General features: G+C 50.7%; 24 protein-coding genes and 2 pseudogenes. 16 read left to right on the top strand and 10 right to left on the bottom strand.

Annotated elements, in window-relative coordinates:
- Window positions 1-284 precede the first annotated feature (284 nt).
- The 13 genes from ACU8XX_RS24560 (at window position 285) to yieF (ending at window position 11,477) form a co-directional block, all read left to right on the top strand.
- A complete protein-coding gene (locus ACU8XX_RS24560; RefSeq protein ID WP_120795392.1) occupies window positions 285-365 on the top strand; it encodes a protein YsdD in 81 nt (26 codons plus the stop codon).
- Window positions 366-594: 229 nt separating this feature from the next.
- The gene (gene rpmH, locus ACU8XX_RS24555) at window positions 595-735 is read left to right on the top strand and encodes a 50S ribosomal protein L34 (protein ID WP_000831330.1); all 141 of its coding nucleotides are present in this window, start codon (window positions 595-597) and stop codon (window positions 733-735) included.
- A gap of 16 nt (window positions 736-751) precedes the next feature.
- Entirely contained in the window at window positions 752-1,111 is a 360-nt protein-coding gene (gene rnpA, locus ACU8XX_RS24550) for a ribonuclease P protein component (RefSeq protein ID WP_000239730.1), read from the top strand.
- Window positions 1,075-1,332, top strand: coding sequence for a membrane protein insertion efficiency factor YidD (gene yidD, locus ACU8XX_RS24545; RefSeq protein WP_001307474.1), 258 nt, complete (start codon window positions 1,075-1,077; stop codon window positions 1,330-1,332). Before rnpA ends, yidD begins: the two co-directional genes overlap by 37 nt.
- A gap of 2 nt (window positions 1,333-1,334) precedes the next feature.
- A complete protein-coding gene (yidC, locus tag ACU8XX_RS24540) occupies window positions 1,335-2,981 on the top strand; it encodes a membrane protein insertase YidC (RefSeq protein ID WP_000378250.1) in 1,647 nt (548 codons plus the stop codon).
- Between the two features lie 105 nt (window positions 2,982-3,086).
- Entirely contained in the window at window positions 3,087-4,451 is a 1,365-nt protein-coding gene (gene mnmE, locus ACU8XX_RS24535) for a tRNA uridine-5-carboxymethylaminomethyl(34) synthesis GTPase MnmE (RefSeq protein ID WP_001282346.1), read from the top strand.
- A gap of 242 nt (window positions 4,452-4,693) precedes the next feature.
- Window positions 4,694-4,768, top strand: coding sequence for a tryptophanase leader peptide (gene tnaC, locus ACU8XX_RS24530; protein ID WP_001364348.1), 75 nt, complete (start codon window positions 4,694-4,696; stop codon window positions 4,766-4,768).
- 220 nt (window positions 4,769-4,988) lie between these two features.
- The gene (gene tnaA, locus ACU8XX_RS24525; RefSeq protein WP_001295247.1) at window positions 4,989-6,404 is read left to right on the top strand and encodes a tryptophanase; all 1,416 of its coding nucleotides are present in this window, start codon (window positions 4,989-4,991) and stop codon (window positions 6,402-6,404) included.
- 90 nt (window positions 6,405-6,494) lie between these two features.
- Window positions 6,495-7,742: a low affinity tryptophan permease TnaB gene (gene tnaB, locus ACU8XX_RS24520; RefSeq protein ID WP_000131925.1), complete on the top strand. Its 1,248-nt coding sequence runs from the start codon at window positions 6,495-6,497 to the stop codon at window positions 7,740-7,742.
- 131 nt (window positions 7,743-7,873) lie between these two features.
- Window positions 7,874-9,049 (top strand): multidrug efflux MFS transporter MdtL, encoded by a 1,176-nt coding sequence (mdtL, locus tag ACU8XX_RS24515; protein WP_000085981.1) that lies wholly within the window; start codon window positions 7,874-7,876, stop codon window positions 9,047-9,049.
- Complete coding sequence (yidZ, locus tag ACU8XX_RS24510; RefSeq protein ID WP_001311238.1) at window positions 9,024-9,983, top strand: HTH-type transcriptional regulator YidZ; 960 nt, start codon at window positions 9,024-9,026, stop codon at window positions 9,981-9,983. The genes mdtL and yidZ overlap by 26 nt, the downstream gene beginning before the upstream one ends.
- 156 nt (window positions 9,984-10,139) lie before the next feature.
- Window positions 10,140-10,889: a 4'-phosphopantetheinyl transferase family protein gene (locus tag ACU8XX_RS24505; protein WP_001544200.1), complete on the top strand. Its 750-nt coding sequence runs from the start codon at window positions 10,140-10,142 to the stop codon at window positions 10,887-10,889.
- A 21-nt stretch (window positions 10,890-10,910) separates the two neighbouring features.
- Window positions 10,911-11,477 (top strand): class I chromate reductase YieF, encoded by a 567-nt coding sequence (gene yieF / locus ACU8XX_RS24500; RefSeq protein WP_001291268.1) that lies wholly within the window; start codon window positions 10,911-10,913, stop codon window positions 11,475-11,477.
- 53 nt (window positions 11,478-11,530) lie between these two features.
- Here the strand turns inward: yieF and adeP are convergent, their stop codons facing one another.
- Window positions 11,531-12,868: an adenine permease AdeP gene (gene adeP, locus ACU8XX_RS24495; RefSeq protein WP_001544201.1), complete on the bottom strand. Its 1,338-nt coding sequence runs from the start codon at window positions 12,866-12,868 to the stop codon at window positions 11,531-11,533.
- A gap of 166 nt (window positions 12,869-13,034) precedes the next feature.
- On the opposite strand from adeP, the gene yieH reads away from it, so the two are divergent.
- From yieH to cbrC, 3 genes and pseudogenes are all read left to right on the top strand, one after another.
- Window positions 13,035-13,700 (top strand): 6-phosphogluconate phosphatase, encoded by a 666-nt coding sequence (gene yieH / locus ACU8XX_RS24490; protein WP_000078043.1) that lies wholly within the window; start codon window positions 13,035-13,037, stop codon window positions 13,698-13,700.
- A gap of 66 nt (window positions 13,701-13,766) precedes the next feature.
- The gene (locus ACU8XX_RS24485; protein ID WP_112033968.1) at window positions 13,767-14,240 is read left to right on the top strand and encodes a hypothetical protein; all 474 of its coding nucleotides are present in this window, start codon (window positions 13,767-13,769) and stop codon (window positions 14,238-14,240) included.
- A 48-nt stretch (window positions 14,241-14,288) separates the two neighbouring features.
- A pseudogene (cbrC, locus tag ACU8XX_RS24480) lies at window positions 14,289-14,876 on the top strand (PF03691 family colicin E2 tolerance protein CbrC).
- 61 nt (window positions 14,877-14,937) lie between these two features.
- Here cbrC and ACU8XX_RS24475 read toward each other — a convergent pair.
- The 9 genes and pseudogenes from ACU8XX_RS24475 to pstS form a co-directional block, all read right to left on the bottom strand.
- Window positions 14,938-15,660 carry a glucosamine-6-phosphate deaminase gene (locus ACU8XX_RS24475; RefSeq protein ID WP_000766901.1) on the bottom strand — a complete coding sequence of 241 codons (723 nt, stop codon included), beginning with the start codon at window positions 15,658-15,660 and terminating at the stop codon, window positions 14,938-14,940.
- A 14-nt stretch (window positions 15,661-15,674) separates the two neighbouring features.
- Window positions 15,675-16,844, bottom strand: a complete 1,170-nt coding sequence (locus ACU8XX_RS24470) for an esterase (protein WP_240765324.1) — start codon at window positions 16,842-16,844, stop codon at window positions 15,675-15,677.
- Window positions 16,845-16,870: 26 nt separating this feature from the next.
- Window positions 16,871-17,332 (bottom strand): annotated as a pseudogene (bglH, locus tag ACU8XX_RS24465) (carbohydrate-specific porin BglH); the annotation flags it as partial.
- A gap of 15 nt (window positions 17,333-17,347) precedes the next feature.
- Window positions 17,348-18,045 (bottom strand): IS1-like element IS1A family transposase gene (locus ACU8XX_RS24460; protein WP_103215986.1). Its coding sequence is split into 2 segments (ribosomal slippage): window positions 17,348-17,796 and window positions 17,796-18,045, totalling 699 coding nucleotides; the frame shifts between segments, so codons are not numbered across the junction.
- A 96-nt stretch (window positions 18,046-18,141) separates the two neighbouring features.
- Window positions 18,142-18,867, bottom strand: coding sequence for a phosphate signaling complex protein PhoU (gene phoU / locus ACU8XX_RS24455; RefSeq protein ID WP_000377786.1), 726 nt, complete (start codon window positions 18,865-18,867; stop codon window positions 18,142-18,144).
- Between the two features lie 14 nt (window positions 18,868-18,881).
- A complete protein-coding gene (pstB, locus tag ACU8XX_RS24450) occupies window positions 18,882-19,655 on the bottom strand; it encodes a phosphate ABC transporter ATP-binding protein PstB (RefSeq protein ID WP_000063125.1) in 774 nt (257 codons plus the stop codon).
- 182 nt (window positions 19,656-19,837) lie between these two features.
- Window positions 19,838-20,728 (bottom strand): phosphate ABC transporter permease PstA, encoded by an 891-nt coding sequence (gene pstA, locus ACU8XX_RS24445; RefSeq protein WP_001251978.1) that lies wholly within the window; start codon window positions 20,726-20,728, stop codon window positions 19,838-19,840.
- Entirely contained in the window at window positions 20,728-21,687 is a 960-nt protein-coding gene (gene pstC / locus ACU8XX_RS24440) for a phosphate ABC transporter permease PstC (protein WP_016241723.1), read from the bottom strand. The genes pstA and pstC overlap by 1 nt, the downstream gene beginning before the upstream one ends.
- A gap of 85 nt (window positions 21,688-21,772) precedes the next feature.
- Window positions 21,773-22,813, bottom strand: coding sequence for a phosphate ABC transporter substrate-binding protein PstS (gene pstS, locus ACU8XX_RS24435; protein ID WP_000867146.1), 1,041 nt, complete (start codon window positions 22,811-22,813; stop codon window positions 21,773-21,775).
- Between the last annotated feature and the right edge of the window lie 226 nt (window positions 22,814-23,039).

Genomic DNA, 23,039 nt, shown 5'->3' with positions numbered 1-23,039 from the left:
TCGAACAAAAGTCGATAATGACTAAGGCTGAAACATTCATGATTGTTGACGTACGTCGAAAAGACCCTGCTTGAGGGTGACGCACGAACCGCTGTCTGCGGTTATATGCCCGATCAAGATCCTGCAAAACGATCGGGACCGCGGATCATAGCCTAAACTGCGCAAGAGATCTTCTGTTTCTCACAGATTTTCCCGATTTATCCACAGGACTTTCCAGAACTCGCTAAGTGTAAACGATCCTGCCGCGAGGCGGGCACGATTTACGCCGCATATTGGAAAATTTAATGACCATAGACAAAAATTGGCTTAATCGATCTAATAAAGATCCAGGACGATCCTTGCGCTTTACCCATCAGCCCGTATAATCCTCCACCCGGCGCGCCATGCTGGTTTCCACTGGTGTGAGGTCGTACATTTTCCCTGCGAAAAGGTGCGGAAAAGCGCGGTAAATAAGGAAAGAGAATTGACTCCGGAGTGTACAATTATTACAATCCGGCCTCTTTAATCACCCATGGCTTCGGTGTCCATCGTTTCATTTTTCGGCGGATATCCAATAAAGCCATTGAATTTATTCAAGTTTAGGTAGAAATCGCCATGAAACGCACTTTTCAACCGTCTGTACTGAAGCGCAACCGTTCTCACGGCTTCCGTGCTCGTATGGCTACTAAAAATGGTCGTCAGGTTCTGGCACGTCGTCGTGCTAAAGGCCGCGCTCGTCTGACCGTTTCTAAGTAATAAAGCTAACCCCTGAGTGGTTAAGCTCGCATTTCCCAGGGAGTTACGCTTGTTAACTCCCAGTCAATTCACATTCGTCTTCCAGCAGCCACAACGGGCTGGCACGCCGCAAATTACCATTCTCGGCCGCCTGAATTCGCTGGGGCATCCCCGTATCGGTCTTACAGTCGCCAAGAAAAACGTTCGACGCGCCCATGAACGCAATCGGATTAAACGTCTGACGCGTGAAAGCTTCCGTCTGCGCCAACATGAACTCCCGGCTATGGATTTCGTGGTGGTGGCGAAAAAAGGGGTTGCCGACCTCGATAACCGTGCTCTCTCGGAAGCGTTGGAAAAATTATGGCGCCGCCACTGTCGCCTGGCTCGCGGGTCCTGATAGCCCTCATTCGGGTCTATCAACGCCTGATTAGTCCGCTACTCGGGCCGCATTGTCGTTTCACTCCAACCTGTTCAAGCTACGGAATTGAGGCATTGCGCAGGTTTGGAGTGATAAAAGGCAGTTGGTTGACGGTGAAACGCGTATTAAAATGCCACCCTTTACACCCTGGTGGTGACGATCCCGTCCCGCCCGGACCATTTGATACCAGAGAACACTAACGATGGATTCGCAACGCAATCTTTTAGTCATCGCTTTGCTGTTCGTGTCTTTCATGATCTGGCAAGCCTGGGAGCAGGATAAAAACCCGCAACCTCAGGCCCAACAGACCACGCAGACAACGACCACCGCAGCGGGTAGCGCCGCCGACCAGGGCGTACCGGCCAGTGGCCAGGGGAAACTGATCTCGGTTAAGACCGACGTGCTTGATCTGACCATCAACACCCGTGGTGGTGATGTTGAGCAAGCTCTGCTGCCTGCTTACCCGAAAGAGCTGAACTCTACCCAGCCGTTCCAGCTGTTGGAAACTTCACCGCAGTTTATTTATCAGGCACAGAGCGGTCTGACCGGTCGTGATGGCCCGGATAACCCGGCTAACGGCCCGCGTCCGCTGTATAACGTTGAAAAAGACGCTTATGTGCTGGCTGAAGGTCAAAACGAACTGCAGGTGCCGATGACGTATACCGACGCGGCAGGCAACACGTTTACCAAAACGTTTGTCCTGAAACGTGGTGATTACGCTGTCAACGTCAACTACAACGTGCAGAACGCTGGCGAGAAACCGCTGGAAATCTCCTCGTTTGGTCAGTTGAAGCAATCCATCACTCTGCCACCGCATCTCGATACCGGAAGCAGCAACTTCGCACTGCACACCTTCCGTGGCGCGGCGTACTCCACGCCTGACGAGAAGTATGAGAAATACAAGTTCGATACCATTGCCGATAACGAAAACCTGAACATCTCTTCGAAAGGTGGTTGGGTGGCGATGCTGCAACAGTATTTCGCGACGGCGTGGATCCCGCATAACGACGGTACCAACAACTTCTATACCGCTAATCTGGGTAACGGCATCGCCGCTATCGGCTATAAATCTCAGCCGGTACTGGTTCAGCCTGGTCAGACTGGCGCGATGAACAGCACCCTGTGGGTTGGCCCGGAAATCCAGGACAAAATGGCAGCTGTTGCTCCGCACCTGGATCTGACCGTTGATTACGGTTGGTTGTGGTTCATCTCTCAGCCGCTGTTCAAACTGCTGAAATGGATCCATAGCTTTGTGGGTAACTGGGGCTTCTCCATTATCATCATCACCTTTATCGTTCGTGGCATCATGTACCCGCTGACCAAAGCGCAGTACACCTCCATGGCGAAGATGCGTATGTTGCAGCCGAAGATTCAGGCAATGCGTGAGCGTCTGGGCGATGACAAACAGCGTATCAGCCAGGAAATGATGGCGCTGTACAAAGCTGAGAAGGTTAACCCGCTGGGCGGCTGCTTCCCGCTGCTGATCCAGATGCCAATCTTCCTGGCGTTGTACTACATGCTGATGGGTTCCGTTGAACTGCGTCAGGCACCGTTTGCACTGTGGATCCACGACCTGTCGGCACAGGACCCGTACTACATCCTGCCGATCCTGATGGGCGTAACGATGTTCTTCATTCAGAAGATGTCGCCGACCACAGTGACCGACCCGATGCAGCAGAAGATCATGACCTTTATGCCGGTCATCTTCACCGTGTTCTTCCTGTGGTTCCCGTCAGGTCTGGTGCTGTACTATATCGTCAGCAACCTGGTAACCATTATTCAGCAGCAGCTGATTTACCGTGGTCTGGAAAAACGTGGCCTGCATAGCCGCGAGAAGAAAAAATCCTGATTCGGTGAGTTTTCGCTAAAATAAGGGCGGTCAGTTGACCGCCTTTTTTCTTTTCGTAGGGCGGATAAGCACCGCGCATCCGCCACACAAAGCAACAGGAACATCATGAGCGATAATGACACTATCGTAGCCCAGGCCACGCCTCCGGGACGTGGCGGCGTTGGCATCCTGCGCATCTCCGGCTTCAAAGCCCGTGAAGTTGCCGAAACCGTGCTGGGTAAACTGCCTAAGCCGCGCTACGCCGATTATCTTCCGTTTAAAGACGCCGACGGCAGCGTGCTCGATCAGGGGATTGCGCTATGGTTCCCTGGCCCGAACTCGTTCACCGGCGAAGATGTGCTGGAACTGCAAGGTCATGGCGGTCCGGTGATCCTCGACCTGCTGTTAAAACGCATTCTGACCATTCCCGGCCTGCGGATTGCTCGCCCTGGTGAGTTTTCCGAACGCGCGTTTCTTAACGATAAACTTGACTTAGCCCAGGCCGAGGCGATTGCCGATCTTATCGACGCCAGTTCGGAACAGGCGGCCCGTTCGGCACTTAACTCGCTGCAAGGCGCATTCTCCGCACGGGTTAATCATCTGGTAGAAGCCCTCACCCACTTGCGCATTTACGTCGAAGCGGCAATTGATTTCCCCGATGAAGAGATCGATTTCCTCTCCGACGGAAAAATTGAAGCCCAGCTCAATGACGTTATTGCCGATCTTGATGCAGTGCGTGCTGAAGCACGTCAGGGTAGTTTGTTGCGCGAAGGGATGAAAGTGGTGATTGCCGGACGTCCTAACGCCGGTAAATCGAGCCTGTTAAACGCGCTGGCGGGGCGTGAAGCGGCAATCGTAACCGATATCGCCGGAACTACGCGTGACGTGCTGCGTGAGCATATCCACATTGACGGAATGCCGCTGCATATCATCGATACCGCCGGGCTACGTGAAGCCAGTGACGAAGTAGAACGTATTGGTATCGAGCGCGCGTGGCAGGAAATTGAACAGGCCGACCGCGTGCTGTTTATGGTCGATGGCACCACAACAGACGCCGTGGATCCGGCAGAGATCTGGCCGGAATTTATTGCCCGTCTGCCAGCGAAACTGCCGATCACCGTGGTGCGCAATAAAGCCGATATCACCGGCGAAACGCTGGGAATGAGTGAAGTGAACGGTCACGCGTTAATTCGTCTCTCGGCAAGGACTGGTGAAGGCGTGGACGTGCTGCGTAACCATCTCAAACAGAGCATGGGCTTTGACACCAACATGGAAGGCGGCTTCCTGGCGCGTCGTCGCCACCTACAGGCGCTGGAACAGGCAGCGGAACATCTACAACAGGGCAAAGCGCAACTGTTGGGAGCCTGGGCAGGTGAACTGCTGGCGGAAGAGTTGCGTCTGGCACAGCAGAACTTAAGCGAAATCACCGGGGAATTTACTTCAGACGACCTGCTGGGGCGGATTTTCTCCAGCTTCTGTATTGGTAAGTAACCGCGCTTACGAAGCCGCATTCTGACTGTCAGATGCGGCTTCGCTTCATTGTTACCACTCCTGTTATTCCTCAACCCTTTTTTTAAACATTAAAATTCTTACGTAATTTATAATCTTTAAAAAAAGCATTTAATATTGCTCCCCGAACGATTGTGATTCGATTCACATTTAAACAATTTCAGAATAGACAAAAACTCTGAGTGTAATAATGTAGCCTCGTGTCTTGCGAGGATAAGTGCATTATGAATATCTTACATATATGTGTGACCTCAAAATGGTTCAATATTGACAACAAAATTGTCGATCACCGCCCTTGATTTGCCCTTCTGTAGCCATCACCAGAGCCAAACCGATTAGATTCAATGTGATCTATTTGTTTGCTATATCTTAATTTTGCCTTTTGCAAAGGTCATCTCTCGTTTATTTACTTGTTTTAGTAAATGATGGTGCTTGCATATATATCTGGCGAATTAATCGGTATAGCAGATGTAATATTCACAGGGATCACTGTAATTAAAATAAATGAAGGATTATGTAATGGAAAACTTTAAACATCTCCCTGAACCGTTCCGCATTCGTGTTATTGAGCCAGTAAAACGTACCACTCGCGCTTATCGTGAAGAGGCAATTATTAAATCCGGTATGAACCCGTTCCTGCTGGATAGCGAAGATGTGTTTATCGATTTACTGACCGACAGCGGCACCGGGGCGGTGACGCAGAGCATGCAGGCTGCGATGATGCGCGGCGACGAAGCCTACAGCGGCAGTCGTAGCTACTATGCGTTAGCCGAGTCAGTGAAAAATATCTTTGGTTATCAATACACCATTCCGACTCACCAGGGCCGTGGCGCAGAGCAAATCTATATTCCGGTACTGATTAAAAAACGCGAGCAGGAAAAAGGCCTGGATCGCAGCAAAATGGTGGCGTTCTCTAACTATTTCTTTGATACCACGCAGGGCCATAGCCAGATCAACGGCTGTACCGTGCGTAACGTCTATATCAAAGAAGCCTTCGATACGGGCGTGCGTTACGACTTTAAAGGCAACTTTGACCTTGAGGGATTAGAACGCGGTATTGAAGAAGTTGGTCCGAATAACGTGCCGTATATCGTTGCAACCATCACCAGTAACTCTGCAGGTGGTCAGCCGGTTTCACTGGCAAACTTAAAAGCGATGTACAGCATCGCGAAGAAATACGATATTCCGGTGGTAATGGACTCCGCGCGCTTTGCTGAAAACGCCTATTTCATCAAGCAGCGTGAAGCAGAATACAAAGACTGGACCATCGAGCAGATCACCCGCGAAACCTACAAATATGCCGATATGCTGGCGATGTCCGCCAAGAAAGATGCGATGGTGCCGATGGGCGGCCTGCTGTGCATGAAAGACGACAGCTTCTTTGATGTGTACACCGAGTGCAGAACCCTTTGCGTGGTGCAGGAAGGCTTCCCGACATATGGCGGCCTGGAAGGCGGCGCGATGGAGCGTCTGGCGGTAGGTCTGTATGACGGCATGAATCTCGACTGGCTGGCTTATCGTATCGCGCAGGTACAGTATCTGGTCGATGGTCTGGAAGAGATTGGCGTTGTCTGCCAGCAGGCGGGCGGTCACGCGGCATTCGTTGATGCCGGTAAACTGTTGCCGCATATCCCGGCAGACCAGTTCCCGGCACAGGCGCTGGCCTGCGAGCTGTATAAAGTCGCCGGTATCCGTGCGGTAGAAATTGGCTCTTTCCTGTTAGGCCGCGATCCGAAAACCGGTAAACAACTGCCATGCCCGGCTGAACTGCTGCGTTTAACCATTCCGCGCGCAACATATACTCAAACACATATGGACTTCATTATTGAAGCCTTTAAACATGTGAAAGAGAACGCGGCGAATATTAAAGGATTAACCTTTACGTACGAACCGAAAGTATTGCGTCACTTCACCGCAAAACTTAAAGAAGTTTAATTAATACTACAGAGTGGCTATAAGGATGTTAGCCACTCTCTTACCCTACATCCTCAATAACAAAAATAGCCTTCCTCTAAAGGTGGCATCATGACTGATCAAGCTGAAAAAAAGCACTCTGCATTTTGGGGTGTTATGGTTATAGCAGGTACAGTAATTGGTGGAGGTATGTTTGCTTTACCTGTTGATCTTGCCGGTGCCTGGTTTTTCTGGGGTGCCTTTATCCTTATCATTGCCTGGTTTTCAATGCTTCATTCCGGGTTATTGTTATTAGAAGCAAATTTAAATTATCCCGTCGGCTCCAGTTTTAACACCATCACCAAAGATTTAATCGGTAACACCTGGAACATTATCAGCGGTATTACCGTTGCCTTCGTTCTCTATATCCTCACTTATGCCTATATCTCTGCTAATGGTGCGATCATTAGTGAAACGATATCAATGAATTTGGGTTATCACGCTAATCCACGTATTGTCGGGATCTGCACAGCCATTTTCGTTGCCAGCGTATTGTGGTTAAGTTCGTTAGCCGCCAGTCGTATTACCTCATTGTTCCTCGGGCTGAAGATTATCTCCTTTGTGATCGTGTTTGGTTCTTTTTTCTTCCAGGTCGATTACTCCATTCTGCGCGACGCCACCAGCTCCACTGCGGGAACGTCTTACTTCCCGTATATCTTTATGGCTTTGCCGGTGTGTCTGGCGTCATTTGGTTTCCACGGCAATATTCCCAGCCTGATTATTTGCTATGGAAAACGCAAAGATAAGTTAATCAAAAGCGTGGTATTTGGTTCGCTGCTGGCGCTGGTGATTTATCTCTTCTGGCTCTATTGCACCATGGGGAATATTCCGCGAGAAAGCTTTAAGGCGATTATCTCCTCAGGCGGCAACGTTGATTCGCTGGTGAAATCGTTCCTCGGCACCAAACAGCACGGCATTATCGAGTTTTGCCTGCTGGTGTTCTCTAACTTAGCTGTTGCCAGTTCGTTCTTTGGTGTCACGCTGGGGTTGTTCGATTATCTGGCGGACCTGTTTAAGATTGATAACTCCCACGGCGGGCGTTTCAAAACCGTGCTGTTAACCTTCCTGCCACCTGCGTTGTTGTATCTGATCTTCCCGAACGGCTTTATTTACGGGATCGGCGGTGCCGGGCTGTGCGCCACCATCTGGGCGGTCATTATTCCCGCAGTGCTTGCAATCAAAGCTCGCAAGAAGTTTCCCAATCAGATGTTCACGGTCTGGGGCGGCAATCTTATTCCGGCGATTGTCATTCTCTTTGGTATAACCGTGATTTTGTGCTGGTTCGGCAACGTCTTTAACGTGTTACCTAAATTTGGCTAAATCCTTCAAGAAGCCAGCCATTCGCTGGCTTCTTGCCTCTCAGGAAATCACTTATGTCCAAATGGCAACTCGCCTGATCCTCCTTCACCACGTATGCTTTGCGTCACCTTACTATCAGGACGCTTTAGCCCATGTCCCGCTTTTTGATTTGTAGTTTTGCCCTGGTTTTACTTTATCCCGCCGGGATTGATATGTACCTCGTTGGTTTACCGCGCATCGCCGCCGATCTCAATGCCAGCGAAGCGCAGTTGCATATTGCGTTCTCCGTATATCTGGCGGGGATGGCAGCTGCGATGTTATTTGCCGGTAAAGTGGCCGATCGTTCAGGGAGAAAGCCGGTCGCCATACCCGGCGCGGCGCTATTTATTATTGCCTCGGTGTTCTGTTCACTGGCTGAAACCAGCACGTTATTTCTTGCAGGCCGATTTCTACAGGGGTTGGGCGCAGGCTGTTGTTACGTAGTGGCGTTCGCTATTTTGCGCGACACGCTGGATGATCGACGTCGGGCTAAAGTGCTGTCATTACTCAACGGTATTACCTGCATCATTCCGGTGTTAGCGCCAGTGCTCGGACATCTGATTATGCTTAAATTCCCGTGGCAGAGTCTGTTCTGGGCGATGGCAATGATGGGCATCGCGGTACTGATGTTGTCTTTGTTTATTTTAAAAGAAACGCGCCCAGCGGCCCCCGCAGCTTCGGATAAACCACGAGAAAATAGCGAGTCGCTGCTTAACCGTTTTTTCCTCAGCCGTGTTGTTATCACCACCCTCAGCGTTTCGGTGATCCTCACTTTCGTCAACACGTCACCGGTATTGCTGATGGAAATCATGGGGTTTGAGCGCGGTGAATACGCCACCATTATGGCGCTGACCGCTGGCGTCAGCATGACCGTTTCATTCTCCACGCCATTTGCGCTGGGAATTTTTAAGCCACGTACGTTGATGATCACCTCGCAGGTGTTATTCCTGGCGGCGGGGATCACTCTTGCCGTTTCACCTTCCCATGCGGTTTCTCTGTTTGGTATCACGCTGATTTGCGCCGGTTTCTCGGTAGGTTTTGGTGTGGCGATGAGTCAGGCGTTAGGGCCGTTTTCATTACGCGCGGGCGTAGCCAGCTCGACCTTAGGTATTGCGCAGGTTTGCGGTTCGTCACTGTGGATTTGGCTGGCAGCGGTGGTTGGTATCGGCGCATGGAATATGCTGATCGGGATTCTGATTGCCTGTAGCATAGTGAGCCTGTTGCTGATTATGTTCGTCGCGCCTGGATGCCCCGTTGCCGCTCATGAAGAAATCCATCACCACGCTTGATCTCAATCTGCTGCTTTGTCTGCAACTGCTGATGCAGGAGCGCAGCGTAACCAAAGCGGCGAAGCGGATAAACGTGACACCTTCGGCGGTGAGTAAGTCGCTGGCAAAGTTAAGAGCGTGGTTTGACGACCCGCTCTTTGTGAACTCACCGCTGGGTCTGTCGCCCACACCGCTGATGGTCAGCATGGAGCAAAATCTGGCGGAGTGGATGCAAATGAGCAACCTGCTGCTGGATAAACCGCACCACCAGACACCGCGCGGCCTGAAGTTTGAGCTGGCGGCGGAATCACCGCTGATGATGATCATGCTTAATGCGCTGTCGAAACAGATCTACCAACGTTACCCGCAGGCGACCATCAAATTACGTAACTGGGATTACGATTCCTTAGATGCCATTACTCGTGGTGAAGTGGATATCGGTTTTTCCGGTCGCGAAAGCCATCCTCGCTCGCGGGAGCTGTTAAGCTCGCTACCGTTAGCCATTGATTATGAAGTGCTGTTTAGTGATGTGCCCTGCGTCTGGTTACGCAAAGATCATCCGGCACTGCATCAAACGTGGAATCTGGACACCTTCTTACGTTATCCGCATATCAGCATTTGCTGGGAACAGAGCGATACCTGGGCGCTGGACAATGTGTTACAGGAGCTGGGACGCGAACGCACGATTGCTATGAGCCTGCCGGAATTTGAGCAGTCACTGTTTATGGCAGCGCAACCCGACAATCTGCTACTGGCGACCGCGCCGCGCTACTGTCAGTACTACAATCAACTCCATCAACTGCCGTTGGTTGCTCTTCCTCTCCCGTTTGACGAAAGCCAGCAAAAAAAGCTGGAAGTTCCTTTTACCCTGCTGTGGCATAAACGGAACAGCCATAATCCGAAGATCGTCTGGTTACGGGAAACCATTAAAAACCTTTACGCGTCGATGGCATAACCGAATCGTATGAAACGCGACCCAATTTCACAATAAAATGTAAAAAAGTTGTAATAAGCTTGTCTGAATCGAACTTTTAGCCGCTTTAGTCTGTCCATCATTCCAGTAAATGATTACTCTTATATTCATAATGGACCATTAAGCATGGAGCGAAAAATGGCGACTCACTTTGCCCGAGGGATTTTAACGGAAGGACATCTGATTTCTGTTCGTCTCCCCTCCCAGTGTCATCAAGAAGCCCGAAACATTCCCCCTCATCGTCAAAGCCGTTTTCTGGCGTCCAGAGGTTTACTCGCAGAACTGATGTTCATGCTGTATGGCATTGGCGAATTGCCGGAAATCGTCACCCTGCCGAAAGGTAAACCGGTTTTCAGTGATAAAAATTTGCCTTCGTTTTCTATTTCCTATGCCGGGAATATGGTTGGCGTGGCGTTAACAACCGAAGGTGAATGTGGCCTCGATATGGAACTACAGCGTGCGACGCGCGGGTTTCATAGCCCACACGCGCCCGATAACCACACCTTTTCCAGCAATGAATCGCTATGGATCAGTAAACAAAACGATCCTAACGAAGCGCGGGCGCAGCTCATCACGCTGCGCCGAAGCGTGCTAAAACTAACCGGTGATGTTTTGAATGACGATCCGCGCGATCTGCAGCTGCAGCCCATTGCCGGACGCCTGAAATGTGCTCATGTAAATCATGTAGAAGCGTTATGCGACGCGGAGGACGTGCTAGTGTGGTCCGTGGCGGTCACGCCCGCGATTGAAAAGCTCAGTGTCTGGGAGTTAGATGGCAAACACAGCTGGAAAAGCCTGCCGGATATTCACAGCCGCGCCAACAATCCTACCAGCCGGATGATGCGTTTTGCCCAGCTCTCTACCGTGAAGTCTTTTTCGCCAAATTGATAGACAACCACAGGAGTCATTATGTCTGAAAAATTGCAGGTGGTTACGTTACTGGGGAGCCTGCGCAAAGGCTCATTTAATGGCATGGTTGCACGTACCCTGCCGAAAATTGCTCCGGCGAGCATGGAAGTCAATGCGTTACCTTCCATTGCCGACATTCCCCTGTATGACGCTGACGTACAGCAGGAAGAAGGTTTTCCAGCAACGGTTGAAGCTCTGGCGGAACAGATCCGTCAGGCTGACGGTGTGGTGATCGTCACGCCGGAATATAACTACTCGGTACCGGGTGGGCTGAAAAATGCCATCGACTGGCTTTCCCGCCTGCCGGATCAACCGCTGGCGGGTAAACCGGTGTTGATTCAGACCAGCTCAATGGGCGTGATTGGCGGCGCGCGCTGTCAGTATCACCTGCGCCAGATTCTGGTTTTCCTCGATGCAATGGTGATGAACAAGCCGGAATTTATGGGCGGCGTGATTCAGAACAAAGTTGATCCGCAAACCGGAGAAGTGATTGATCAGGGTACGCTGGACCACCTGACCGGGCAATTGACCGCATTTGGTGAGTTTATTCAGCGAGTTAAGATCTAAATAAAAAACCCGCCAGTAATCATGCATGGCGGGTTTTTAACGCGCTATCGATTTTAGTGAGCGTCGATAAAGACAATCTTCAGGATAAACAGCAGCGCAACGATGATTACGCACGGGCTTAGATCACGCAGACGTCCGGTACCGATTTTCATCACGCAGTAGGAGATAAAGCCCAGCGCGATACCTTCGGTAATCGAGAAGCTGAACGGCATCATCACGGCGGTAATAAACGCCGGAACAGATTCAGTAAGATCCTGCCAGTTCACGCGTGCCAGACTGGAAGTCATCAGCACGCCAACGTAAATCAGCGCACCAGCTGCAGCGTAGCCTGGCACCATCCCCGCCAGCGGCGACAGAAAGATAACCAGCAGGAACAGCAGACCAACAACCACTGCCGTCAGACCGGTACGACCGCCAACCGATACGCCGGAAGAGGACTCAATATAAGCCGTAACGGAAGAAGTACCGATAAACGAACCGGTCACGGAAGAGATACTGTCGACATACAGCGCCTGCTTCATGCGCGGGAATTTACCCTTCTCATCCGCTAGGCCTGCTTTATCGGTCACGCCAATCAGCGTACCGGAGGAGTCAAACAGGTTGACCAGCATGAAAGAGAAAATCACCCCTGCCAGCCCGAGGTTAAACGACTCGGCTAAATCTACATGGCCCACGACAGTCATTACGCTCGGCGGCGCAGAAACGATGCCATTGTAGTGGACATCACCCAGCATCCAGCCCAGCAGCGTTGTCACCACGATGGAAACCAGCACCGCCGCGTGAATGTTGCGCGAGGCCAGAATAGCGATGATGAAGAAGCCGAGGATCCCCAGCAGCACGCTGTGAGAAGTCAGGTTACCGATGCTCACCAGCGTTTCCGGGTTAGCGACAATCACACCTGCATTCTTCAGTCCCATCATACCAATGAACAGACCGATACCGCTGGTGATGCCCACACGCAGACTTACCGGAATGTTGGCAATCATCCAGTAGCGAACGCGGAAAATCGTCAGTAACAGCAGACCAATCGCCCCCCAGAAGATTGCGCCCATCCCGACTTGCCACGGCAAGCCCATCGCCTGCACAACCACAAAAGCGAAGAACGCATTCAGGCCCATAGCGGGTGCCAGTGCAACTGGCAGGTTAGCAAACAGTCCCATCATAATACTGCCGAATGCAGCAATCAGACAGGTAGTAACGAAGACGGCGCTGGTATCCATGCCAGCAACGCCAAGAATTTGCGGGTTAACAAAAACGATGTAAACCATCGTCAGGAAGGTGGTAAAACCGGCGATCACTTCGGTCCGTGCCGTCGTGCCATGTTCGCGCAGTTTAAACACGCGTTCCAGCATCCCCTGGCCAGAAGCCTGGGTTGTGTGTTGTTGACTCATTATCTATTTCCGAACAAGGAGGGAAAATCCGTCGCTATCGTATACCAAAATGAGACAATATGGACGGCTGAAGATAACTTTTTTTCATTGTATTTGCTTATACGGCAACGATTGCGTCATGCGAATTGGCATGACGAAAACGTTAAACTAACGATAAAGGAAAGACATGTCCCAGATAGAAGCGGTATTTTTCGACTGCGACGGTACGCTGGTCGATAGCGAGGTCATTTGCTCTCGCGCATATGTAACGATGTTTCAGGAATTTGGTATTACGCTCGATCCTGAAGAGGTATTCAAACGTTTCAAGGGTGTAAAACTGTACGAAATTATCGATATTGTTTCCCTTGAACATGGTGTTACGTTAGCGAAAACAGAAGCTGAACACGTTTACCGTGCAGAAGTCGCTCGGCTGTTCGATTCAGAACTGGAAGCCATCGAAGGGGCTGGAGCGCTCCTGTCAGCGATCACTGCGCCAATGTGTGTGGTATCTAACGGCCCAAATAACAAAATGCAGCATTCTATGGGCAAGCTGAATATGTTGCACTACTTCCCGGATAAACTGTTCAGCGGCTACGATATTCAGCGCTGGAAGCCAGACCCGGCGTTAATGTTCCATGCGGCAAAAGCGATGAATGTAAATGTAGAAAACTGCATTCTGGTTGATGACTCAGTTGCCGGTGCGCAATCTGGTATCGACGCAGGTATGGAAGTGTTCTACTTCTGCGCCGACCCGCACAATAAGCCGATCGTTCACCCGAAAGTCACCACCTTTACCCATCTTTCGCAGTTACCGGAACTGTGGAAAGCGCGTGGTTGGGATATTACGGCATAGTTCTTCACACTCCCTTCACTTACCCCGCTTAAATTGGCGCTCAAAGGTAAGTTAAGGGTGTTTGATATGTCTGTTTCACGTCGGGTAATACATCACGGACTTTATTTTGCGGTTTTAGGACCGTTAATTGGTGTTCTGTTTCTTGTCCTCTACATATTATTACCAAAAGAACCGCTGGTTCTTTTGGTAATAATACAGGTACTTCCATTGTTTCTCTTATTGTCGATTACTACGGGAGCTATTCCTGCATTGTTAACCGGCGTGATGGTCGCCTGTCTGCCGGAAAAGATCGGGTCACAGAAAAATTATCGTTGTCTGGCTGGTGGCATAGGTGGCGTCGTTATCACCGAGATCTATTGTGCAGTTATTGTACATATTAAGGGCATGGCTTCCTCGGAGTTGTTTGAAAACATTCTTTCTGGTGACAGTCTCGTTGTCCGCATCATTCCTGCATTGCTGGCAGGTGTGGTGATGAGCAGAATCATTACCCGTCTGCCCGGATTGGATATTTCATGTCCTGAAACAGACTCTTTAAGTTAAGCGGGATACTTTATCTTTGGGCTACTCAAAAGCAGACAGGATGTTACTATGACTCAAAATATCAGGCCGTTACCCCAATTCAAATATCATCCCAAGCCACTGGAAACAGGCGCATTTGAACAGGATAAAACCGTAGAGTGCGATTGCTGTGAACAACAGACGTCAGTTTATTACTCGGGTCCCTTTTATTGCGTTGATGAAGTTGAACATCTCTGTCCGTGATGTATTGCGGACGGTTCTGCTGCTGAAAAGTTTGCAGGTAGTTTTCAGGATGATGCCAGCATAGAAGGTGTTGAATTTGAGTATGATGAAGAGGACGAATTTGCCGGTATTAAGAACACATATCCTGATGAAATGCTGAAAGAGTTGGTTGAACGCACGCCAGGTTATCATGGATGGCAACAGGAATTCTGGCTTGCGCATTGTGGCGATTTCTGTGCTTTTATCGGCTATGTGGGCTGGAATGATATAAAAGATCGCCTCGATGAATTTGCCAACCTTGAAGAAGATTGTGAGAATTTCGGTATTAGAAATTCTGATCTAGCTAAATGCCTGCAAAAGGGTGGTGATTGTCAGGGTTATCTCTTCCGCTGTCTCCACTGCGGCAAGCTGAGACTGTGGGGTGATTTTTCGTAGTTATTTAAATAATGAGAACAGGCCGGAGCGTAATTCATACATCCGGCCTTATTTCTTCAGCTTAACCGAGCGCTAATTCTGCGGCAGCGGCTTTATCAGCGATTACCATCAGCGAAGGATGCAGCTGCAACACGGAAGCTGGAACATCTTCGGTAACCGGACCTTGCAGCACATTTTTCAGTGCCTGCGCTTTACTTGCGCCACTGACAATTATCAGCAAGTTTTTCGCCGCCATGATGCTTTTCGGCCCCATCGTCACGTAGCTGTCAGGCACTAACGAAAAGTCGCCGCCCAACTCACCATGCGCCACAATATCAACCATCTCTCCCTGGATCGGGAACTCCACGGTTTGCTCATGGAAATGGGTCGTATTCGGCAAATTGCCACAAAAATGACCATCTGCACCTAATCCCAGCACCACCAAATCCAGGCCGCCTTCACGCGCCAGTTTCTGATCATGCTCGCGGTAGTTATCAATAGTGAGCTTCTGGATATTCTCTTCTTTGATCCCCGCAGGGGTGAAAAACAGATTACGCAGATTGGTAATCGTTACGCCTTCTCCCTCTTTGCCGCGAAAGGGAATTTCATCGAAATTATAGAAATAGCAGTTATCGTACCAGGGCTTACCTTTAACCAGGGTGGTGAGGTATTCATACATGCCTTTGGGCGTGCTACCGGCGGTAATTGCCAGGTTAACACGACGCGTCTTCGACATATAACCAAGCAGATGGTGTGCCGCGACACGGCTCATTTCCTGGTAATCTTCGGTAATGATTAATTTCATCTTAATGCCTTATTTTATTTAAATAATTTCTGTACGAAGGCTGCATAGGCAGGCCGCCAGACATCCATTTCATGGTTCAGGCCGGGATATTCCTGGTAATCAAACTTAATTTTTTTCTGCTCAAGCTCAGTTTTCAGCCCGGCGATATCCTTGCCGGTTACGACATCTTTATCACCAACGACCACAGTAAAATTACGTAGTTGCTGGTTAATAGCTGCCGGATCGTTCAGCCGGGCCGCGACACCTTCATCCGGTACGGTTGTCGTGGTAACACCACTGAATGTGGCCAGCCAGCCAAAGCTTTCCAGATGATTCATTCCGGAAACCAGCGCCTGGTACCCGCCTTGTGAAAGCCCTGCCAGCGCGCGACCATCGGCATCTTTACGGACATTAAAACGCTTGCTAATCAGCGGGATAATATCGTTCATCAGTTCGCGATCTGCCGCTTTAGCATTCAGCGGATAAAAGACTTTACGTCTTTTCTGAGGCACGAAATCTTCGGGAATAATGCCCTTCGCATCGGTTTCGGTATCCGGGATCACCACCAGCATCGGTTTAATTTTCCCTTCAGCCAGCAGGTTATCCATGATTTGCGGGATACGCCCCTGATCGATAGCGGAACGTCCGGTATCACCAAAACCGTGATAGAAATAGAGCACTGGCAAAGGCTCGCCCATGCCGGTGTATCCTGGCGGGGTCCAGACATACATCTGACGTTCAGATTGCAATGCGTTGGAGTGGTAAGTTATGGCGATCAAATCACCATGCGCAACAGAACGCGTATCCAGATAACTGCCTGGCACCAGAATCATACTGGAGTTAACCTGGCGCTGAGGCTTAGTCATTGCGGTGCCTGTATCAATGCTGCGTACACCATCAACATTGAAAAAATACTCGTACAGGTTGCCTTTCAGGATAGGTGTGCGCCACGACCAGACTCCTGCTTCGTCTTTGGTCATCGGGTGAATATTGTCCGGAACCGGAACACCCACCACTACAGAGACATTTTTTGCCCCAGGGGCAAAGTAGCGAAAGGTCACGCTGTTATCGGCATTGACCTGAGTCACATACTGTTTCACCGGGATAGTGGGTGCCGGGCTGGCTGGCATATCCGCTGCTATGGCCCACTGAGCAGAAATACCGCTGGCAATAGCCAGCGTTAAAGCAGCAATTTTTATATTCATCGTAATATTCCTTTCATTAAGTTCCATTACCACCAGATTTCAGCCTGGGCACCGACAGCAAACTGGTCGTCTTTATTGTCTTCGAAGGTGAAGCCATCCAGTTCGTTTTCCAGGGCTTTGATATACGTGGCGTAGAAACGAATTTCCGGACGCGAGGTCAACATACTGGTATTGACTTTAAAGGTATGGAAGAGCGTGGTTTTATAACCAGACTCATTAAATTTATTACTATTCGCATCTTTGTTTTGCTGGGTGAAATAGCCCAGTTCAACACCTGTCTGGTTATATTGGTCCCAAATATAGGCCGGGCGAACAACCGCACGAATAGATTCGAAATCAGAGTGTGCGCCTGTTTCGTAGCTATAAATATCGTTACCGAAGGAGTAAACAATCGCGTTAGCCACAATAAAATGATCACCGATATAGGCTTCGCCCTGCGAGGTCAGACGAACTGCTGTTCCGCCGGTGTGATCACCATAATAACGACCGGTAATGACTCCAACTTATTGATAGTGTTTTATGTTCAGATAATGCCCGATGACTTTGTCATGCAGCTCCACCGATTTTGAGAACGACAGCGACTTCCGTCCCAGCCGTGCCAGGTGCTGCCTCAGATTCAGGTTATGCCGCTCAATTCGCTGCGTATATCGCTTGCTGATTACGTGTAGCTTTCCCTTCAGGCGGGATTCATACAGCGGCCAGCCATCCGTCATCCATATCACCACGTCAAAGGGTGACAGCAGGCTCATAAGACGCCCCAGCGTCGCCATAGTGCGTTCACCGAATACGTGCGCAACAACCGTCTTCCGGAGCCTGTCATACGCGTAAAACAGCCAGCGCTGGCGCGATTTAGCCCCGACATAGCCCCACTGTTCGTCCATTTCCGCGCAGACGATGACGTCACTGCCCGGCTGTATGCGCGAGGTTACCGACTGCGGCCTGAGTTTTTTAAGTGACGTAAAATCGTGTTGAGGCCAACGCCCATAATGCGGGCTGTTGCCCGGCATCCAACGCCATTCATGGCCATATCAATGATTTTCTGGTGCGTACCGGGTTGAGAAGCGGTGTAAGTGAACTGCAGTTGCCATGTTTTACGGCAGTGAGAGCAGAGATAGCGCTGATGTCCGGCGGTGCTTTTGCCGTTACGCACCACCCCGTCAGTAGCTGAACAGGAGGGACAGCTGATAGAAACAGAAGCCACTGGAGCACCTCAAAAACACCATCATACACTAAATCAGTAAGTTGGCAGCATCACCACAAATCCCAATAATTAAGTTATTGGGATTTGTCTGGTGAATTATTTGTCGCTATCTTTTCCCGCCAGCAGTTTATCCAGCTCATCACCGCCTACATGACGGAAATCCTGACCCTTCACGTAGTAGAAGATAAACTCACAAATATTCTGGCAGCGGTCGCCGATACGTTCGATTGAACGCGCACAGAACAGCGCGGTAAGTACGCTCGGAATAGTGCGCGAATCTTCCATCATGTAGGTCATCAGTTGACGAACAATACCTTCGTATTCCTGATCGACTTTTTTATCTTCACGATAAATACGTACCGCTTCGTCAATGTCCATCCGCGCGAACGCGTCCAGCACGTCGTGCAGCATCTGGATGGTATGACGGCCCAGCGACTCCAGACTTACCAGCAACGGCTGATGCTGCTGGGAGAATTTCTCCAGCGCAGTACGGCAGATTTTGTCCGCCACGTCGCCAATACGCTCCAGCTCGGCAATGGTTTTACTGATCACCATAACCAGTCGCAGGTCGCTCGCCGTCGGCTGACGTTTGGCGATAATGCGCACGCAGGCTTCATCGATCGCCACTTCCATCATGTTGACGTTCTTGTCGCCTTCGATCACGCGCTTCGCCAGATCGCTGTCCTGGTTATGCATCGCGGTGATTGCATCAGAAAGCTGCTGCTCCACCATGCCGCCCATGGTCATCACCTGCGTGCGGATACTTTCCAGTTCGGCGTTGAACTGGCCGGAAATATGTTTATTAAGATTGAGACTGTCCATAACGCACTCCTGAATCAACCGTAACGACCGGTGATGTAGTCTTCTGTTTGTTTCTTCGCTGGCTTGGTGAACAGATCGTCCGTGTTGCTGAACTCAATCAATTCGCCCAGGTACATAAACGCCGTGTGGTCGGAACAACGCGCAGCCTGCTGCATGTTGTGGGTGACGATCACCACGGTGTAATCCTGCTTCAGTTCGGTGATCAGCTCTTCAATACGCCCGGTAGAGATGGGGTCGAGCGCCGAACACGGTTCGTCGAGCAGCAGCACTTCCGGGCGAATGGCGATACCACGCGCAATGCACAGACGCTGTTGCTGACCACCAGAGAGAGAGTAACCGCTCTGGTGCAATTTATCTTTGGTTTCGTTCCACAATGCGGCTTTGGTCAATGCCCACTGCACGCGCTCGTCCATGTCGGCACGGGAGAGCTTCTCAAACAGACGAACGCCAAAAGCGATGTTGTCGTAGATGGACATCGGAAACGGCGTCGGTTTCTGGAACACCATGCCCACTTTCGCACGCAGCAGGGCGATATCCTGAGAGTTGGTCAGGATGTTGTCGCCATCAAGCAGAATTTCACCTTCCGCACGCTGCTCCGGGTACAGTTCAAACATTTTGTTGAAGGTACGCAGCAGCGTCGATTTACCGCAGCCGGACGGCCCGATAAACGCCGTTACCTGGTTTTTAGCGATATCCAGGTTGATGTTTTTCAGGGCATGGAATTTGCCGTAGTAGAAGTTCAAATTACGAACCTGAATTTTACTCGGGGCAGTTTCAACCATACTCATTGCAATCTTTTCCTCATCGTGCCTGATGCACTTCGCGAATCAGGCTTACCGTAGGCCGGATCAGGCGTTCACGCCGCATCCGGCAAAGTGTTAACCGTGTACAGAGTCAAAAAGGCGCTCGGTCGGTCCCCTCGCCCCTCTGGGGAGAGGGTTAGGGTGAGGGGAAAACCGTGTCAGCAATATCAACCGTGTTTATTCTTCGCGAAAACAACGCGCGCCAGAATGTTCAGCAGCAGTACGCACAGGGTAATGATCAATACCCCGGCCCAGGCCAGCTGCTGCCATTCCGCAAACGGGCTCATCGCAAACTTAAAGATCGTCACCGGCAGGTTGGCGATCGGCTGCATCATGTCCGTGCTCCAGAACTGGTTGGAGAGCGCGGTAAACAGCAGCGGCGCGGTTTCACCAGCAATACGGGCAATCGCCAGCAGGATACCGGTCATGATCCCGGACACCGACGCTTTCAGCGTGATCGCGGAGATCATCTTCCACTTCGGTGTACCCAGCGCATAAGCCGCTTCACGCAGGCTGTCCGGCACCAGTTTCAGCATGTTCTCGGTGGTGCGGATAACAATCGGCACCTGCAACAGCGCCAGCGCAATCACGCCCGCCCAGCCGGAGAAGTGCTCCATCTGCGCCACCACAATGGTGTAAACAAACAGACCAACCACAATCGATGGCGCAGAGAGCAGAATGTCGTTAATGAAGCGAATCACTTCTGCCAGCCAGGATTTACGACCATATTCAGCCAGATAAATCCCCGCCATAATGCCCAGCGGCGTACCGAATACCGTGGCCCACAAAATTAACAGGCCGCTACCTGCCAGGGCGTTCGCCAGACCACCACCTTCCGTATTGGGCGGCGGCGTCATTTCAGTGAACAGCGCCAGCGACATACCGTCGATACCGCGGGTGATGGTGGACATTAAAATCCAGATCAGCCAGAACAGACCGAAGGCCATCGTCGCCATTGAGAGCGTCAGTGCAATACGGTTCTTGAGGCGGCGACGCGCCTGCATTTTGCGGCGGGATTCAGCCAGCGCCGCATTGGTTTGCATTTCAACCATAGCCATTAGCGTGCCCCCTCATACTTAGCCAGGCGCATAATCATAAACTTCGATGCGGCGAGGACGATGAAGGTAATCACAAACAGGATCAGGCCCAGTTCCATCAGTGCGGCAACGTGCAGACCGGATTCCGCTTCCGCAAATTCGTTCGCCAGTGCAGAGGTGATACTGTTGCCCGGCATATACAGCGAGGCGCTGTCGAGCTGGTAGGTGTTACCGATGATAAAGGTCACCGCCATGGTTTCACCGAGCGCGCGGCCCAGCCCCAGCATGATGCCGCCGATAACACCATTTTTGGTGAACGGAAGAACGATACGCCAGATAACTTCCCAGGTGGTGCAGCCAATACCGTAGGCCGACTCTTTCATCATCACCGGGGTTTGTTCGAACACATCGCGCATTACCGCCGCAATGTACGGAATAATCATGATGGCGAGGATCACGCCTGCCGCGAGGATACCGATACCAAATGCAGGGCCAGAGAACAGCGCGCCAACAATCGGAATATTCGACATGATATTGCCGACCGGCTCCTGGAAGTAAACGGCGAACAGCGGCGCAAAGATAAACAGGCCCCACATGCCGTAAACGATACTTGGAATGGCTGCCAGCAGCTCAATGGCGATACCCAGCGGGCGTTTCAGCCAGCCGGGCGCAAGCTCAGTCAGGAACAGGGCGATACCGAAACTCACCGGGACGGCGATCAGCAGCGCGATAAACGAAGTCACCAGCGTACCGTAGATCGGCACCAACGCCCCGTAGATATCGTTCGGTGCATCCCACTCTTTGGTCCACAGGAAAGCCAGACCAAATTTCTGAATGCTCGGCCAGGAGGAGATGATCAGAGAGACAATAATGCCACCCAACATCAATAGCACAATCAGCGCCGCCAGTTTTACCAGCACGCTGAAAATTATGTCGCCCTTTTTACCCGGTGGGTTAAAAGCAGGCTTGGTTGCAGCCATAAGTTACTCTTCAGTTAAACGCGTTTACAAAGTCATTTTGTAATGCCGGATAAGCCGTTAATGCCTTATCCGGCCTGGAGTTTTATTAGTACAGCGGCTTACCGCTACTGTCTTTAATATTGGTCTTCCACGCAGCGCGAACCTGTTCAACGACGCTATCCGGCAGGCTGGCATAATCCAGGTCGTTCGCCTGTTTAGCCCCGGTTTTGTACGCCCAGTCGAAGAACTTCAGCACTTCTGTGCCTTGTTCTGGTTTCTTCTGATCTTTGTGGATCAGAATGAACGTGGTAGAGGTAATAGGCCATGCATCTTCGCCTTTCTGGTTGGTCAGATCCTGAGCGAAGGTTTTGCTCCAGTCTGCACCTTTTGCTGCATTAGCGAAGTTTTCTTCGGTCGGACTAACCGGTTTACCATCAGCGGAGATCAGTTTGGTGTACGCCAGGTTGTTCTGCTTAGCGTAAGCATATTCAACGTAACCAATTGCACCCGGCAGACGCTGAACGAACGCGGCGATACCGTCATTACCTTTACCGCCCAGACCGATCGGCCATTTTACGGTAGAGCCAGTACCAACGTTGTTTTTCCACTCTTCGTTCACTTTCGCCAGGTAGCTGGTGAAGACGAAGGAAGTCCCGGAGCCATCTGCGCGGCGTACTACAGCAATGTTCTGTGAAGGCAGTTTCAGACCAGGATTCAGTTTGGCGATGGCTTCATCATCCCACTTCTTGATTTTGCCCAGGTAGATGTCGCCGAGGGTTTTACCATCCAGCACCAGTTCGCCAGACTTCAGCCCTGGAATGTTAACAGCCAGCACCACGCCGCCAATCACGGTCGGGAACTGGAACAGGCCTTCCTGAGCCAATTTTTCATCAGACAGCGGCGCGTCAGAGGCACCAAAATCAACGGTATTAGCGATAATCTGTTTTACGCCACCGGAAGAACCTATACCCTGGTAGTTAACTTTATTACCGGTTTCTTTCTGGTAAGTGTCAGCCCATTTGGCATACACCGGCGCAGGGAAGGTTGCACCTGCACCTGTCAGGCTTGCTTCTGCAAACACAGAGAAAGCGCTCATCGATAAGGTCGCGGCGACAACAGTTGCGACGGTGGTACGCATAACTTTCATAATGTCTCCTGGGAGGATTCATAAAGCATTGTTTGTTGGCTACGAGAAGCAAAATAGGACAAACAGGTGACAGTTATATGTAAGGAATATGACAGTTTTATGACAGAGAGATAAAGTCTTCAGTCTGATTTAAATAAGCGTTGATATTCAGTCAATTACAAACATTAATAACGAAGAGATGACAGAAAAATTTTCATTCTGTGACAGAGAAAAAGTAGCCGAAGAT

This window comes from Escherichia sp. MAL-1 (assembly GCF_052948035.1).
The sequence above is the reverse complement of the archived record's forward strand: the minus strand, read 5'-3'. Positions and strand labels throughout refer to the sequence as shown.

Coding starts and splice junctions, on each gene's coding strand:
- adeP (WP_001544201.1), bottom strand. CDS start 12,868: ATGAGTCAACAACACACAACCCAGGCTTCTGGCCAGGGGATGCTGGAA.
- pstA (WP_001251978.1), bottom strand. CDS start 20,728: ATGGCTATGGTTGAAATGCAAACCAATGCGGCGCTGGCTGAATCCCGC.
- ACU8XX_RS24470 (WP_240765324.1), bottom strand. CDS start 16,844: ATGAATATAAAAATTGCTGCTTTAACGCTGGCTATTGCCAGCGGTATT.
- ACU8XX_RS24485 (WP_112033968.1), top strand. CDS start 13,767: ATGTCTGTTTCACGTCGGGTAATACATCACGGACTTTATTTTGCGGTT.
- mnmE (WP_001282346.1), top strand. CDS start 3,087: ATGAGCGATAATGACACTATCGTAGCCCAGGCCACGCCTCCGGGACGT.
- phoU (WP_000377786.1), bottom strand. CDS start 18,867: ATGGACAGTCTCAATCTTAATAAACATATTTCCGGCCAGTTCAACGCC.
- yidD (WP_001307474.1), top strand. CDS start 1,075: ATGGCGCCGCCACTGTCGCCTGGCTCGCGGGTCCTGATAGCCCTCATT.
- pstB (WP_000063125.1), bottom strand. CDS start 19,655: ATGAGTATGGTTGAAACTGCCCCGAGTAAAATTCAGGTTCGTAATTTG.
- ACU8XX_RS24505 (WP_001544200.1), top strand. CDS start 10,140: ATGGCGACTCACTTTGCCCGAGGGATTTTAACGGAAGGACATCTGATT.
- mdtL (WP_000085981.1), top strand. CDS start 7,874: ATGTCCCGCTTTTTGATTTGTAGTTTTGCCCTGGTTTTACTTTATCCC.
- pstC (WP_016241723.1), bottom strand. CDS start 21,687: ATGGCTGCAACCAAGCCTGCTTTTAACCCACCGGGTAAAAAGGGCGAC.
- rpmH (WP_000831330.1), top strand. CDS start 595: ATGAAACGCACTTTTCAACCGTCTGTACTGAAGCGCAACCGTTCTCAC.
- pstS (WP_000867146.1), bottom strand. CDS start 22,813: ATGAAAGTTATGCGTACCACCGTCGCAACTGTTGTCGCCGCGACCTTA.
- tnaB (WP_000131925.1), top strand. CDS start 6,495: ATGACTGATCAAGCTGAAAAAAAGCACTCTGCATTTTGGGGTGTTATG.
- ACU8XX_RS24560 (WP_120795392.1), top strand. CDS start 285: ATGACCATAGACAAAAATTGGCTTAATCGATCTAATAAAGATCCAGGA.
- yieH (WP_000078043.1), top strand. CDS start 13,035: ATGTCCCAGATAGAAGCGGTATTTTTCGACTGCGACGGTACGCTGGTC.
- ACU8XX_RS24475 (WP_000766901.1), bottom strand. CDS start 15,660: ATGAAATTAATCATTACCGAAGATTACCAGGAAATGAGCCGTGTCGCG.
- tnaA (WP_001295247.1), top strand. CDS start 4,989: ATGGAAAACTTTAAACATCTCCCTGAACCGTTCCGCATTCGTGTTATT.
- yidC (WP_000378250.1), top strand. CDS start 1,335: ATGGATTCGCAACGCAATCTTTTAGTCATCGCTTTGCTGTTCGTGTCT.
- yieF (WP_001291268.1), top strand. CDS start 10,911: ATGTCTGAAAAATTGCAGGTGGTTACGTTACTGGGGAGCCTGCGCAAA.
- yidZ (WP_001311238.1), top strand. CDS start 9,024: ATGAAGAAATCCATCACCACGCTTGATCTCAATCTGCTGCTTTGTCTG.